The sequence below is a fragment of the Paenibacillus ottowii genome (assembly GCF_006874425.1).
Taxonomy (GTDB): domain Bacteria; phylum Bacillota; class Bacilli; order Paenibacillales; family Paenibacillaceae; genus Paenibacillus; species Paenibacillus ottowii.
Window position 1 is genome coordinate 407,128 of record NZ_VIJZ01000001.1, and the last position, 13,345, is coordinate 420,472.

Here is a 13,345-nt window from a genome sequence, read left to right on the forward strand (position 1 = left end):
ATGCGGATACAACGGCTTTTTCTCTTGCCTCCAAAGGTCAGGAGATTGTTGCCGGAAGCCTGGCTGGAGCTGGGGTGTGCAAGGTTTCGCCAGCGTCGTTCTTTTGGAGATTACTCAGGGGCTTGGGGGATCTGTGTGGAAGAAACTTCCTGGCAGTGCGAGGATGGGCAGGAGGAGTCGATCCGTCACATTTCACAAGCTGTGGATGTAGCCAGTCGTTATACTCCTTGGCGCAGTAGCTGTCTTGTACAAGCCGCAGCCGCTATGACGTTGCTGGGACGCAGAAAACTGGACTGCACATTGTATCTGGGCACAGCCAAAAATGCTGCGGGCCGATTGGCAGCACATGCATGGGTACGCAGCGGACCGATCTATGTTACGGGAGAACGGGAGATGGAGGCATTTACCGTGGTGGGGATATTCGGAAGACACGCGGTGACAGCTACAAATACGAAGATAGCGGATAAAGGCAGTTCTCTGTTTTAGTGCGATACAAAAGAAAAAGAACGTTCAAAGAGTCAAAGGAGAAAAATCCATGGCCACCAAGTCTATTTGGGAACTTGCTAACTGGAATGAGGATCAGGAATTAACGTTGTTACTCTCTCTGCTTCGTAAAGACGTCAACCTATGGCAGGATACGGCGACTCTTTCCCAGTTGCAGGAGATGGATTGGTCCCGCTTGCTGCGTTTGACAGAACATCATCGCGTGGTGCCTACGGTGTATCTCCAGCTAAAAACGTTAGATCATCCGTTCATTCCCGCAGAATTGCTGCGGTACCTTCAAGGGCAATACCAACGAAACACGCTGCGCATGCTCCAGCTTCAAGCAGAAGCAGAGCGTCTGACCAGGCTGCTCACAGCTCACGGAATCCGTGTCCTGATGCTAAAGGGGCCTGCTCTGGCGCAGCAATTGTATGGAGATCTTTCCCTGCGTACCTCTAAAGACATCGATTTACTCATCGCCCCGGATGACATGGATGAAGCGGAGCATTGGATGAAGGAAGCCGGGTATGCGTCCAAAAGCGGCGAAGTGCGCGTCCTAGGCAGTTGGAAGTGGAAGGATCATCATGCCTCCTTTCTACACCTGCAAAAGAGGGTCGAAGTCGAGTTGCACTGGCGGCTTCACCCGGATGGGGGGCGGGAGCCCTCCTTTGACGAGCTTTGGGACTACCGGCAAATGGGCAAAGCCGAAGGTGCACAAGCCAGTCGGATGGCCCCAGCGACTTCTGTAGAGAGCAGGACGGTGACGACGTCCTGTATGTATACGCTTGGCAGCCAGCATCAATTTCTGTACTTGAGCGCACACGGAGCGCGTCACGGCTGGTTCAGGCTGCGCTGGTTAGTTGACATCGACAGGCTTGCTGTGCGCACAGTCGATTGGGCGCTGCTTCCTCTGCTGCGCCGTTACGGAGGCCTGCCTGCGGGCGGGCAGGCTTGGGCGCTGGCCGCTGCGCTGCTGGGTACGCCGATCCCGGAGCCGATGCGTCCAATATCGGCTACCCGGCAGGCACACAGGCTTGCGCTGAGCGCGCTGGCCTTTATGCAGGCCAGCGTACCCGCCCCGTACCCGGTTGCCACTAGGACGGGTACAGACAGACTTGCTCGGTCAGAGCTGGTGCCCAGCGTAGCTTTGACCGAGCCGATGAAGACCACCCCTACGGGGGGCGGTACTTCGGTTAGCCGCACTTACTTGCTTTCCTTAAAGGAGCCGAGACATAGGTTATGGTATTTCATCAGCCGTTTGTTTCCTTCTACGAGGGATTCAGTCGTTTTTCCACTGCCTCGCCAGCTACATTTTTTGTATATTCCTTTACGTCCATTTCTTTGGCTGAAGCGGCGATTTTCAAAGCACTGATCTGATAAGGAGTGTACATGATGACTCACCTGCGATTATATATGACCAAGCTGTATGGCGTGAACGGCGGGGCGTTATTTCTCAATATTGGATGTATGATCATCGTCAGCCTACTGGAGAGTGTCGGCATTTATATGCTTGTTCCGATGCTGGCGGCCATCGGCGTATTCGGCGGTCATTCCGAAATGCCATTTCTGTCGGATGGATTTGATTATTTTCTACCGCATATTCCTAAAAGCTGGCTGTTGCCAGGGATGTTGCTGCTTTTTGTAGCGCTGCTTACAGGGCAGGCTTTGCTTCAGCGTTACCAGTCCATTCTCAGCTCGCGGATTCAGCAGCGTTTTATGCGTTCCCTTCGCATAGATGTATACACTTCCTTTATGAAGGCGCAGTGGGCTTTTTATTTGCGTCAGCGCAAATCTGATTTTAGCCATGTGATGACGACCGAGCTGGCGCGCGTCAGTCAGGGAACCAATTTGCTCCTTCAACTGGTCACAGCCGTCATGTTTACGCTAATCCAGATTGCGCTGGCTTTTTGGTTATCCCCTTCTTTAACCGGGCTGGTGTTTGTGAGTGGATTGGTGCTGTTTGTCGTGTTCCGTCGTTCCATCCGAAATGCCAAACAATTAGGTGATCGTACTACTGAGCTGTCACAGGTTTATTTTGCCGGAATTACGGATCATATGAACGGGATGAAAGATATTAAAAGCAATCTGCTCGAAGCGGCGAATATCCGCTGGTTTCGTTCCCTGACGCAGCGCATGGAGGACAATACGACTCAGTTTGTTCGGCAAAACGCGACCACACAGTTTTTTCATCGCATAGCGGCAGCTATTTTTGTCGTTAGCGTCCTTTTTGTGTCGCTCCAGTGGCTGCATGTTACACCTGAAAAACTGATTGTGCTCATCCTTATATTTTCCCGCTTATGGCCCAGGTTTGCCCTTATCCAAGCGAGCTTGGAATATATCATGTCTATGGTCTCTGCTTTTGAAAGTGTAACCAAAGTACAACGGGAATGTGAAGCATTCTCAGATCCCTCGTTGATCGGGCTTACATCCTCTGAGACTCACGTTCCATTCGATTTATCGGAACATCAGCTAGCATCTGTATCTGTACGGCAACCCTTGTCTCTTCATAATGGAATAGAATGCACACGTCTGGATTATTGCTACGAGGGTGCAGTAGAGCCTGCGCTGCGTCAGATTAATTTGTTTATACCCGCCCGGGGAATGACCGCCATTGTTGGGAAATCAGGAGCAGGTAAAAGCACCATGGTCGATGTGCTGATGGGGTTTTTACGTCCAACGAGTGGGCAGATTCAGATCGATGGGCATGTTTTGGACGACGAATTGCTGCCACTGTGGCGACAGTCCTTTGGCTATGTATCACAAGATCCATTTCTGTTCCATGCGACCGTCCGCGAAAATTTAAAGCTGGCCGATAAGGATGCTACTGAACAGCAGCTATGGGAGGCATTACATTTTGCAGCCGCAGACCACTTCGTATCCAGACTGCCAGAAGGGCTGGACACCGTTATTGGTGATCGCGGGATTCGTCTGTCCGGGGGAGAGCGTCAACGGCTGGTCCTTGCGCGGGCTATCCTGCATCATCCTCCTGTACTCATCCTGGATGAAGCGACAAGTGCGCTGGATGGTGAGCATGAAGCTGCAATTCAGGCAGCATTGGAACGGATGAAAGGTCAAATGACGTTGATCGTGATCGCTCACCGTCTGTCAACGATCAGACATGCGGATCAAATTGTTGTCCTGGATCAAGGCGAGATCATTCAGCAGGGGAACTACCGCCAACTGGTAGAAGAGGAGCGGGGGGCGTTCAGTCAGTTGCTTTCGTACCAAAGCACTGTCAGCGCCGCCCCTTAGTCAGATTTTTCTGTAAGCTCAAGTTTCTTTACGTTTAGCAGGGCTTCTTCTCTTTTTAACTGGAGCAGGAGAGATGTCGTCGCCTGCGACAGCCTGCTGTGCTGTCACGGCAGCTGGCTTACGTGCAGCGCGTTTTTTCGCACCAGGACCGGGGTCGGTAACGACTGGCTTTACTGCCTCAATACTGGCTTGAAGGGCAGCCATCAAATCTACCACATTCGTTTGAGGCTGTGTTGGGGCAATGCGCACCTCTTCTCCAGCTACTTTATGCTGGATAAGATCAAGCAGACGCTCGCGGTACTGATCCGTATACTTTGCTGCATCAAAAGGGGTAGACAGTTGCTCAATCAGCATTTTTGCCATGGTCAGCTCCTTTTCTTTAACCTCCTCCTGTCCGGGCAAGTTGGGAACTTGAGCAATTGGACGAATTTCGTCCGGGTAAAACATGGTTTCCACCGCCAAGCATTCATCCAGTACGCGAATGGCGGCAAGGCTGCTTTTCGAACGAATGGAGATTTGGGCAATCCCGATTTTTCCGGTATCCTTCATGGCATTCATGAGCAGCTTATACGCATTGGAGCCAGCCTGATCCGGGGACAGATAATACGTTTTCTGAAAGTAAATCGGATCAATTTCCTGTAAATCCACAAAATCCAAAATCACGATATTTTTATCGGCTTGTCCGCTAACTTGCTCCAGTTCCTCCTTGTCAAACATGACAAATTTTCCTTTTTCATATTCGTATCCTTTTCCAATTTCCTCCCATTCAACTTCCTTATCACAAACAGGGCACTTTCGTACATAGCTCAGTGGGCTTCCACATTCCTTGTGAATATAACGCATGGAAATGTCCTTATCTTCAGTAGCTGAAAACATTTTAACTGGCACATGAACCAGCCCGAAGCTGATCGCGCCTTTCCAGACCGTATGCATACCGCCAGTCCTCCTTTTTTAATCCGCATTTTTCATTTTTCACTTAGTATGCTTCGTGCAAAAGATTGTATGAGGGGCAAATGAAGGCTGCGAAATTGTTTTGATTTGCGCATGTTTTCGGCTTTTTTGGTGAATGTTAAGCCATATCCGATTCAAAGGAGGTACACAATAGATGCCTAGAAAACCCTATCCTCGGCAAATTAGTCATCGTGTGGGTCAAAGTCACATTGCCTTTCGAGGGCCTGCTGGAGGCGAACAGGATGCATTGCCGCCCGAGTTTGCTCTTTCACATGGAACACAGTCGCCTTTTCCTGTAGCTGTGGCTCATGTAGACATGGAGGCTGTAGTTTCAACCTCGCCTTCTGATAGCTTTCCTTCATTAGATGTTGAACGGATTATAGATGAAGACTAGGTCACAATATTTCTAAATATGTTGTACAAAAACAAGCAAAAGGAGGAAAACAGATGAACGTGGAACGAGCAAAAGCCATTTATGATTCATCCGACACGATTGCCGTCCAATTGGATGGCAAACCGATTTGGATTGAGCATGTAGATGAAGCGAATGGTATGGCAACGGTACAGATCGGCAGCAGACCCGGCGATACACAAACTGTTCGTGTAGATCGATTGGAAGAGCAATAGGAGAGGGATACCAAACTAAAAAGGCTCGCAATTGCTCAATGAGCAATTAGCGAACCTTATTTATATCCTAAATGCGATCTGAAGATGGAAAGACAAGTTAAACGCTAGAGAAGTTAATTGAAAGGTGGAGATGGTGTTTCATGTCTACATCTTTTACACTGCCATGGTCTTCAAATGTGGTGAAACGATCAGTTCAGCCTCTGTTGCCTTTTGGACATCTTCCACCGATAAACCTGGAGCAATTTCCTTGAGCATGAGCCCTTTACCCGGAATAACATCAATGACTGCCTTTTCGGTTACGATGGTCTTTACAACATTTACGGCGGTGAGGGGCAGCTTGCATTGTTTTAGTATTTTTGGCGCCCCATTTTTGTTCACATGCTCCATGGCTACAATCACTCTCTTGGCTCCAACCACCAAATCCATTGCTCCGCCCATCCCAGGCACCTTTTTCCCTGGGATCATCCAGTTTGCCAGGTTACCTTTTTCATCGACCTCCAGGGCACCCAAAACGGTGACGTCCACATGCCCTCCACGTATGATGGAAAATGAAAGCGCACTGTCCAGAAAGCAGGCACCTTTTACGGTTGTAACATAGTTTCCGCCTGAATCGATACAATCGACTCTTTCTTTTCCCGGGGCTGCTTTGGGACCAACGCCGACGATTCCGTTCTCAGCCTGCAGCATAATATTAACGTTTTCAGGGATATAGTCCACTGCCATTGTAGGCAATCCAATGCCCAGGTTTACCACTTCGCCATCTTTGAATTCCTGGGCTATTCTTCTAATAATCAATTCTCTATTATTCATTGTCTCCACCCACCTTTACAATCGCATCGACAAATATTCCAGGAACGTTGATATGATTGGGGTCAATTTCCCCGGCCTTTACGTATTCGTCGGTCTGAGCAATTACATACTCGGCTGCGGTAGCCATAACCAAATTGAAGTTGCGTGAAGAACCGTTGATGACCAGGTTCCCTGCTTCATCAGCTTTATGGGCTCTGATGAGCGCCACATCGGCTTTCAGCGGCAGTTCGAGCAGATATTCTCTTTCGTCAATTTTGATTTTCTTTTTTCCTTCCTCTACAATGGTGCCTACACCTACAGGGGTTAAAATACCACCCAAACCAGCTCCACCTGCGCGTATTTTTTCAGCAAGCGTTCCTTGCGGGAAGAGTTGAACGTCCGCTTCTTTCGTCATCAGGAGTCTTCCTGTTTCTGGATTGGAGCCAATATAGGATGCAAAAATCCGCTTGACTCTGCCACTTTTCACAAGTCTGTAAATAGATAATTCTGGTGTGCCTGTATCATTGGAAACGATCGTAAGATTGTCAGCGGAATTGGTGTCGACAAGCGCACGCACCAGTTCCTCCGGAATGCCTCCTTGCATAAAACCTCCGACCATCACCGTGTCTCCGTCTTTGATTTTCTTAACTGCTTCTTCAGCGGAGTTTACTTTTTTATTCATGGTTCCGTCTCCTTATCTATTTTTTAGGAAGCAAACTTTATTGGAGATAATCGTATAGGACTCTTCCATATGGAAGCGTTAAATCGGCAATAAAATGTTTTCCGCCAACATAAGCTTTAACCGGCAAATCTGCTACAGGAGCATTAACATGTGGGATCAAGCTTAATCTGGCAGGCCCTGACCAGGCGCCTTTTACAGTAATATTTTCAAGATTATATGCCACTAGCTGAGCAATTTTAGGGGTGCCGTCTACATCAGGAATTAATTTTAAATTAACTTGCGTTTTTGCGATGGCTTTAGCCGTTTCCTTTTCATCAAGCACGTTATATTTGAAAGGGGTGGTTCCCATGGCTACCAGGACGTTATTGTAATGCAATGTACCCGTCAGCGTCTCAGTATCTTCAACGACCAGGCGAGGTTTCGCCCATTTTTTCGGAAATCCCCAAATTTCACGTCCCCCCAGAATAGCAGGTGCATTATCCAAATACATTTGGGCGACAAAATTGCACGGTTCTCCCTGATAAGTACACGGAATGACAATACCGCTTTCCTCATAGCTTCCCAAACCGGATGAATCGGGCATTTTGATCCATTCATAGGAGACCGTATTACTTCCATCGGGCTGAAGGGGTTCCGGGACCGCCTGTCTAATCGCAGCGGGATCGGATTCATAGGTAATAATAAAGAATTCCCGGTTGATGAAGCGGCATGGCGGACGTCCATAACTACCACTGGCCGCAGGCATGGATTGGAGTGAAAGTACATCTTTTTGATTCATAGCGATCTCCCTTCTTTTTTAAGAGGTATTTCAACAATTATCTTGAACGCGCATTTTAAATGCGAGCATTTTCAACCAGCATGGCTATTCCCATTCCTGTTCCAATGCATAACGAGACTACGCCGTAACGTGAAGATCTGCGCACCATTTCATGAACTAACGTAACCAATACCCTAGCACCGCTTGCACCAACAGGATGACCGATTGCGATCGCGCCGCCATTGACATTGACCTTCTCTGGATTAACTCCCAGCTCTTTTTGCACCGCCAGCGCTTGTGCAGCAAACGCTTCATTGATTTCAAAAAGATCAATAGAATCAATCGACATTCCCTGTTTCTGCAGAAGTGACGAAATAGCTTTTACCGGTCCCATTCCCATATATGCAGGGTCAACACCAACAAGCGAGTAACCTTTGATATAGGCCAGCGGCTTTAACGCATGTTCCTTACATTTGTCTTCCGACACGACTAACATAGCCGCCGCACCATCATTGATGCCCGAAGCGTTTCCGGCAGTAACCGTTCCGTTCTCCTTAAACGCGGGCTTTAAGTTTGAAAGTTTTTCTTTCGTCGTATTTCCTCTTATGTGTTCGTCCTCTGTGAAATAAGTAGTTTCTTTTTTGTTTTTGATCATGACCGGAACAATTTGCTCTTCAAAAAACTTGTTGTTTTTTGCTTTGGAAGCCTTTATCTGGCTTTCATAGGCAAATGCATCTTGCTCCAGTCTTGAGATTCCATATTTTTCGGCAACATTTTCTGCGGTAATTCCCATATGGTAATGGTTGATTGGGCATGTTAGGCCGTCGGCCACCAGGGAGTCTACCAATTCACCGTTGCCAAGCTTATAGCCGTTTCTTGCATTTTTTAGCAGATAAGGGGCGTTCGACATGCTCTCCATGCCTCCAGCCATGACGATGTTTCCTTGTTCCGCCAATATTGAATCGTAAGCTAATGCGACGGCATGAAGTCCTGAACCGCAAACTGTGTTTATCGTTGATTCGGGTACACCAATGGGGATACCCGCTTTAAGTGCCGCCTGTCTAGCAGGGTTTTGTCCATTGCCTGCTTGAAGAACATTTCCCATAAAAATTTGATCAATCAAAGAAGGCTCTAATTTACTTTGCTGAAGGCATGCCGTCATCACGGTTGCTCCCAGTTCAGGAGCGCTCAAGGGCGCAAGGGCTTTATTAAACGAACCGACCGCTGTTCTCAACGGGCTTACTATAGCTACTTTTTTCATAAAAACTCACATTCCTTTCGCTGTGTTCGAGGACACATACATCCATGACTGCACTTCAATTCGTAATTTTCGGTCCTAACCTACGAAACGCAGAGACTGCAAGATACATTTACATGCGGGCATATCATGGTGCCTAGACAGTGAGTATGATGGTCCGATCGCCTTCTTTCCCGTCTGGAAATTAAAACCAGAATTATCATAGTTCCAATACAGATTTTGCTCAATGTTCAAATCTTTACATAGATCTAAGTACAGATGTTTATGGAGCCATATCCTCCACAATAATTAGGCCATTCTAACGTTTCCTGTTAATTTCTTTATTTTTCTGAAAGTTGTGATCAAAAATTGAATTTTCTGTTAAATATGAAATTTCAAATCAAGCTATGAAAAAGTTTTCTTCGAGTCCTTTTTATGTAGACCTTATCTTCGGGCCACTCATTGCATTTGACGTTATAACGTCAGTATTTTTTTGTTAGCGTGAACAAAAAAATAAGCCGATTGCTTGAAAGCAACCGGCTTGGAGCATAAACTTCAAAAAACTCAAGAAAAATGTACATCTGCTGTCGCAAGCAAACGTGCAAAGCGATTCCCTAGCGTTGCATTGTGATGAGCTACAATTTGTTCGCCGCTCAGCACCTTGCTATCAAATGTAGTATGCGCATCAGATACAAGCACGTTGTTTTGGTATCCCAGACTATAGGCGCTTCGGCAAGTCGTGTCGAGACAAAATTCAGTCTGCATCCCGGCAATAATCAACTGATCTGCCCCCAATTCCTGGAGCGCATCACCCAATTCAGTCTGGTAGAAGCTGTCCCAGGATGATTTACGGACAATTCGTTCATGAGGAAGAGGACGCACTACGTCGGCGATAGCCCAGCCTATACTGTTTTCCCGGAAATCCTCATCTGCTTCATCAGTATGCTGTACAAAAATTACCGGTGTGCCGGCAGCTCTGGCTTGAGTCAAAAGCTGCTGCAAATGTGCTATAACCTCCTGCTCACGATATAGCTTCTCATCATACATGAACATAGCCTGCTGAACATCAATCAAGAGTAAAACGGTTTGCCCCATCGGTTCGATTCCCTCCCTGTGTGTATTATCTAACTACAATAGCATGTCTACATGCCTTGCGGCGACATAAGGTGAACTATATAATAAAGAACAAGTTGGAACGGTCCGATGCGGACGAAAGGTGATTAAAAGAGATGACAATTTCGCAGGAACAGTGTGTATTCCGTTCTGTCTCAGAGGCACAGACCGGGACATTAGCAGGCTTTTTGGCAGCCAAAGCGGTTCCCGGAACCGTAATTGTGCTGGATGGAGATCTGGGAGCGGGTAAGACTGCTTTTTCCAAGGCTTTTGCCAGCCATTTAGGTGTGCCGGGTATCGTAAATAGCCCAACCTTTACCCTCATTAAGGAGTACGAGGGTCGATTGCCTTTGTATCATATGGATGTATACCGGATTTCCCAGGACGAGGCGGAGGATCTTGGGCTGGACGAATATTTTTACGGGACAGGAGTATGTCTGGTGGAATGGGGTAGTATTATACCGGATATGTTGCCGGATCAGCGGCTTCACATGTATATAGAAACAACGGATGTAGGGGAGCGCTTGATTCACCTGACCGGGTACGGCGAGCCTTATGAACAATGGTGCCGCAGTTTGCGGGAGAATGGAGTTTGAACCATGCAAAGAGAGCATACAGATGTAAATGAAAAGCCGCGTGAGCGGTTTTTGGCGTTAGATACAGCGACGACCGTAATGGCGGCCGCCCTGATGAACGGAAAAGAGCTGCTGGGAGAAAGTAACGTTTTGGGTGAACGCAATCACTCGGTGCATGTCATTACCGAGCTGGAACGGCTCTTGAGCGAAGCAGGACTGACACGCAACGATGTGGACGGCCTTGCCGTAGGTGTTGGACCGGGATCTTACACCGGTATCCGAATTGCGGTGACAGCAGCCAAAACATTAGCTTGGGCCTGGGGGGTTCCGGTGACTTCCATTTCCACTTTGCAGGCTTTGGCATGGGGTGGATGGATCCGTGGTATCGAGCTGAAAGGGCAAGAAGGTAAACCTGAGTCTGTGCATAACGGCTCGTCTGGGGCGCAGGCAGCAGACTGGATTGTGCCTGTGCTGGATGCGCGCCGTGGTCAGGTGTACACGGGACTGTTCGCCGCGAATACTGTTAACGATATCGGCAGCCCGCAGCGGTTAGAGCCGGATGCCATCCGGTTGATGACTGCATGGACGGATGACCTGCTGCAACGTTTGGAGGCATTGCCTGCCGAAGAACGTCCTGCGGTTATTTGGCTCGTAGGTGAAACGGCGATTCACGCCGAAACTGCGGAGCGCTTACGTGCATGGAGCGAGCTTCGTATTGTACCTTATGAGCTGGAAGGAAAATGGGTTGGCCGCCTTGGGGCGGATAAGCTGCTTCGTCAGGAACATGACGAGCTACATACGCTGGTTCCGAATTATACCCAGCTGGCGGAGGCGGAAGCCAATCTGCTTCGTCAGCGCTGAAGAGGCGGTGAACAACATGGCAAAGAACATACAGCGGGAAGAGAAGATTGAGTTTCGTTTAATGCAACTGGATGACATCCCCGATGTGCTGGAGATTGAGCATGAAGCGTTCACGTTGCCGTGGACGGAGGAAGCCTTCCGCAATGAGCTGACGATGAATCATTTTGCTAAATATATGATTATGGAACTTAATGGACGAGCCATTGGTTACGCAGGTATGTGGACGATTATGGATGAGGCCCATATTACGAATATTGCAGTTCGCGAGGCATATCGCGGACGCAAGTTTGGAGACAAGCTGTTGGATGAGCTGATGCAGACCGCCTCTTATTTAGGGATGGAGCGTATGACTCTGGAGGTACGGGTAACGAACCGAATCGCGCAAGGCTTGTATGAGAAAAAGGGCTTTAAGCCCGCAGGTGTGCGCAAAGGCTATTATTCGGATAATAACGAGGATGCTGTGATCATGTGGGCGGATCTTCCCGCACACGGGGCATCCGGTGAACAGGAAGGAAGCGTGCAGGAGCAATGACGCAAGCGGAAAAAACAGGTACAGGCTCTGCCAGCGGTGAGCCTTGCTATATACTGGCAGTGGAAACGAGTTGTGATGAAACGGCTGTGTCCGTCGTGAAAAACGGCACAGAGGTGCTTTCGAATCTGATTTCCAGTCAGATTGAAACACACAAAGCTTTTGGCGGGGTTGTGCCAGAGGTAGCATCACGCAAACATGTGGAAAGTATTACTTATATGCTGGACGAGGCTATGCAAACATCGGGAATCAGTCCCCGCGAGATTTCAGCAGTTGCGGTGACACAAGGACCAGGACTGGTTGGCGCATTGCTGGTTGGAATTGTGGCCGCCAAGAGTGCGGCAATGGCGTTCGGCAAGCCGCTAATCGGAACGCATCATATTGCGGGACATATTTATGCGAATCAGTTGGAGCATGATATTGTATATCCGTGCATTGCTCTCGTGGTGTCAGGAGGGCATACTGAGCTGGTACTGATGGAGTCCGAGGGTCATTTTCAGCTTATTGGTCGTACAAGGGATGATGCGGTTGGAGAAGCCTACGATAAAGTAGCGCGAGCCATCGGATTTCCGTATCCTGGCGGTCCGCATGTGGATCGTGTAGCCCATGAATCGAAGGAAGTGGTTACCTTGCCGCGTGCATGGCTGGAGCCGGATTCTTATGATTTTAGCTTCAGCGGCTTGAAGTCTGCAGTGCTGAATGTAATTAACCAGACGAAAATGCGCGGAGAGACCGTTCATGCGGGGGCGATTGCAAGAGGTTTTCAAGAGTCGGTCGTAGAGGTGCTGGTGGAAAAAGCGATTCGCGCTATGCGTGAATACGGTGTGAAGCAGCTGCTGCTTTGCGGCGGTGTTGCTGCTAATCGTGGATTGCGTACAGCATTGCGGGAGCGCTGCGAGCGTGAAGGCATCGAACTGCTTATACCGTCCATGAAATACTGTACAGATAATGCAGCGATGATCGGTGCCGCAGCATACGCCAAGTGGAAGCGTGGAGAATTCACCTCATTGGACATGAAAGCTGACCCAGGGCTGTCTCTGGAAGAGTGGTCTGTTCAAACTTAATAGGAAGGACACGACACGTCTTAAGGGTCGTGTCTTTTTTGTTTCGTGCTATACATATATAAAAAAAATTTCAAGAGGATAAAATACAGGAGTTTGAGCGCAGGAATGCCAGTATTTTATTTCCTCGCATGATTCGTCACAATTGTTTACGATTTTTCATGATCCAGCAAAAAAATATGAAAATTTTATACTGCCCGAATAATGATGTGATTTGTCAAGTTGTGAACAAAGTTATCCACATATACCGTACGAAATGTGAATAATTAAGCTGAAAGCAAGCAGGCTAAGACTTTTAGGAGATAGCCGAATGGGGGATATATCATAGCTAGAGTGAATGTGAAATCTGTGGATAATGTGGATAAGATGGTGGATAAATTTGGTTTTCATTTGAAGTTGGCGTTTTATCAATAAAAAAATGGCCCAAA

At 48.1% G+C, this 13,345-nt stretch carries 15 protein-coding genes; 9 read left to right on the forward strand and 6 right to left on the reverse strand.

Features of this window, described 5'->3' with window-relative positions; translation table 11 throughout:
* The 3 genes from FKV70_RS01865 to FKV70_RS01875 are packed head-to-tail and all read left to right on the forward strand — an operon-like array spanning position 1 to position 3,735.
* A complete protein-coding gene (locus FKV70_RS01865) occupies positions 1–486 on the forward strand; it encodes a lasso peptide biosynthesis B2 protein (RefSeq protein WP_142611663.1) in 486 nt (161 codons plus the stop codon).
* A gap of 49 nt (positions 487–535) precedes the next feature.
* The gene (locus FKV70_RS01870) at positions 536–1,855 is read left to right on the forward strand and encodes a nucleotidyltransferase domain-containing protein (protein WP_142611664.1); all 1,320 of its coding nucleotides are present in this window, start codon (positions 536–538) and stop codon (positions 1,853–1,855) included.
* A 20-nt stretch (positions 1,856–1,875) separates the two neighbouring features.
* Complete coding sequence (locus FKV70_RS01875) at positions 1,876–3,735, forward strand: ABC transporter ATP-binding protein (protein ID WP_142611665.1); 1,860 nt, start codon at positions 1,876–1,878, stop codon at positions 3,733–3,735.
* Positions 3,736–3,753: 18 nt separating this feature from the next.
* Here FKV70_RS01875 and ku read toward each other — a convergent pair whose 3' ends face one another.
* Positions 3,754–4,668, reverse strand: a complete 915-nt coding sequence (gene ku / locus FKV70_RS01880) for a non-homologous end joining protein Ku (RefSeq protein WP_063207840.1) — start codon at positions 4,666–4,668, stop codon at positions 3,754–3,756.
* A 172-nt stretch (positions 4,669–4,840) separates the two neighbouring features.
* Here ku and FKV70_RS01885 point away from each other — a divergent pair, with 172 nt between their 5' ends.
* Both FKV70_RS01885 and FKV70_RS01890 read left to right on the forward strand, forming a co-directional pair.
* Complete coding sequence (locus FKV70_RS01885) at positions 4,841–5,080, forward strand: hypothetical protein (RefSeq protein ID WP_142611666.1); 240 nt, start codon at positions 4,841–4,843, stop codon at positions 5,078–5,080.
* A 53-nt stretch (positions 5,081–5,133) separates the two neighbouring features.
* Positions 5,134–5,313, forward strand: a complete 180-nt coding sequence (locus tag FKV70_RS01890; RefSeq protein ID WP_063207844.1) for an H-type small acid-soluble spore protein — start codon at positions 5,134–5,136, stop codon at positions 5,311–5,313.
* A 153-nt stretch (positions 5,314–5,466) separates the two neighbouring features.
* Here FKV70_RS01890 and FKV70_RS01895 read toward each other — a convergent pair whose 3' ends face one another.
* The 5 genes from FKV70_RS01895 to FKV70_RS01915 form a co-directional block, all read right to left on the reverse strand.
* Entirely contained in the window at positions 5,467–6,123 is a 657-nt protein-coding gene (locus FKV70_RS01895; RefSeq protein ID WP_063207847.1) for a 3-oxoacid CoA-transferase subunit B, read from the reverse strand.
* Positions 6,116–6,784: a CoA transferase subunit A gene (locus FKV70_RS01900; protein ID WP_142611667.1), complete on the reverse strand. Its 669-nt coding sequence runs from the start codon at positions 6,782–6,784 to the stop codon at positions 6,116–6,118. The genes FKV70_RS01895 and FKV70_RS01900 overlap by 8 nt, the downstream gene beginning before the upstream one ends.
* A gap of 37 nt (positions 6,785–6,821) precedes the next feature.
* Complete coding sequence (locus FKV70_RS01905) at positions 6,822–7,562, reverse strand: acetoacetate decarboxylase (protein ID WP_063207853.1); 741 nt, start codon at positions 7,560–7,562, stop codon at positions 6,822–6,824.
* Positions 7,563–7,617: 55 nt separating this feature from the next.
* Complete coding sequence (locus FKV70_RS01910; protein ID WP_142611668.1) at positions 7,618–8,802, reverse strand: acetyl-CoA C-acetyltransferase; 1,185 nt, start codon at positions 8,800–8,802, stop codon at positions 7,618–7,620.
* A gap of 540 nt (positions 8,803–9,342) precedes the next feature.
* On the reverse strand, positions 9,343–9,873 hold the full coding sequence (locus FKV70_RS01915; RefSeq protein ID WP_142611669.1) for a cysteine hydrolase family protein: 531 nt from the start codon (positions 9,871–9,873) through the stop codon (positions 9,343–9,345).
* Positions 9,874–10,007: 134 nt separating this feature from the next.
* Between FKV70_RS01915 and tsaE the strand changes: the two genes are divergently transcribed.
* The 4 genes from tsaE to tsaD are packed head-to-tail and all read left to right on the forward strand — an operon-like array spanning position 10,008 to position 12,920.
* Positions 10,008–10,487: a tRNA (adenosine(37)-N6)-threonylcarbamoyltransferase complex ATPase subunit type 1 TsaE gene (gene tsaE, locus FKV70_RS01920; protein ID WP_063207863.1), complete on the forward strand. Its 480-nt coding sequence runs from the start codon at positions 10,008–10,010 to the stop codon at positions 10,485–10,487.
* Between the two features lie 3 nt (positions 10,488–10,490).
* Positions 10,491–11,327: a tRNA (adenosine(37)-N6)-threonylcarbamoyltransferase complex dimerization subunit type 1 TsaB gene (gene tsaB, locus FKV70_RS01925; protein WP_142611670.1), complete on the forward strand. Its 837-nt coding sequence runs from the start codon at positions 10,491–10,493 to the stop codon at positions 11,325–11,327.
* A 16-nt stretch (positions 11,328–11,343) separates the two neighbouring features.
* Entirely contained in the window at positions 11,344–11,859 is a 516-nt protein-coding gene (gene rimI / locus FKV70_RS01930; RefSeq protein WP_142611671.1) for a ribosomal protein S18-alanine N-acetyltransferase, read from the forward strand.
* Positions 11,856–12,920 (forward strand): tRNA (adenosine(37)-N6)-threonylcarbamoyltransferase complex transferase subunit TsaD, encoded by a 1,065-nt coding sequence (gene tsaD / locus FKV70_RS01935; RefSeq protein WP_142611672.1) that lies wholly within the window; start codon positions 11,856–11,858, stop codon positions 12,918–12,920. The genes rimI and tsaD overlap by 4 nt, the downstream gene beginning before the upstream one ends.
* Positions 12,921–13,345: the final 425 nt, after the last annotated feature.

What these genes read in the sequence shown, in the direction of transcription:
- FKV70_RS01865 (WP_142611663.1), top strand. Translation starts at nt 1, where the DNA reads ATGCGGATACAACGGCTTTTTCTCTTGCCTCCAAAGGTCAGGAGATTG.
- FKV70_RS01870 (WP_142611664.1), top strand. Translation starts at nt 536, where the DNA reads ATGGCCACCAAGTCTATTTGGGAACTTGCTAACTGGAATGAGGATCAG.
- FKV70_RS01875 (WP_142611665.1), top strand. Translation starts at nt 1,876, where the DNA reads ATGACTCACCTGCGATTATATATGACCAAGCTGTATGGCGTGAACGGC.
- ku (WP_063207840.1), bottom strand. Translation starts at nt 4,668, where the DNA reads ATGCATACGGTCTGGAAAGGCGCGATCAGCTTCGGGCTGGTTCATGTG.
- FKV70_RS01885 (WP_142611666.1), top strand. Translation starts at nt 4,841, where the DNA reads ATGCCTAGAAAACCCTATCCTCGGCAAATTAGTCATCGTGTGGGTCAA.
- FKV70_RS01890 (WP_063207844.1), top strand. Translation starts at nt 5,134, where the DNA reads ATGAACGTGGAACGAGCAAAAGCCATTTATGATTCATCCGACACGATT.
- FKV70_RS01895 (WP_063207847.1), bottom strand. Translation starts at nt 6,123, where the DNA reads ATGAATAATAGAGAATTGATTATTAGAAGAATAGCCCAGGAATTCAAA.
- FKV70_RS01900 (WP_142611667.1), bottom strand. Translation starts at nt 6,784, where the DNA reads ATGAATAAAAAAGTAAACTCCGCTGAAGAAGCAGTTAAGAAAATCAAA.
- FKV70_RS01905 (WP_063207853.1), bottom strand. Translation starts at nt 7,562, where the DNA reads ATGAATCAAAAAGATGTACTTTCACTCCAATCCATGCCTGCGGCCAGT.
- FKV70_RS01910 (WP_142611668.1), bottom strand. Translation starts at nt 8,802, where the DNA reads ATGAAAAAAGTAGCTATAGTAAGCCCGTTGAGAACAGCGGTCGGTTCG.
- FKV70_RS01915 (WP_142611669.1), bottom strand. Translation starts at nt 9,873, where the DNA reads ATGGGGCAAACCGTTTTACTCTTGATTGATGTTCAGCAGGCTATGTTC.
- tsaE (WP_063207863.1), top strand. Translation starts at nt 10,008, where the DNA reads ATGACAATTTCGCAGGAACAGTGTGTATTCCGTTCTGTCTCAGAGGCA.
- tsaB (WP_142611670.1), top strand. Translation starts at nt 10,491, where the DNA reads ATGCAAAGAGAGCATACAGATGTAAATGAAAAGCCGCGTGAGCGGTTT.
- rimI (WP_142611671.1), top strand. Translation starts at nt 11,344, where the DNA reads ATGGCAAAGAACATACAGCGGGAAGAGAAGATTGAGTTTCGTTTAATG.
- tsaD (WP_142611672.1), top strand. Translation starts at nt 11,856, where the DNA reads ATGACGCAAGCGGAAAAAACAGGTACAGGCTCTGCCAGCGGTGAGCCT.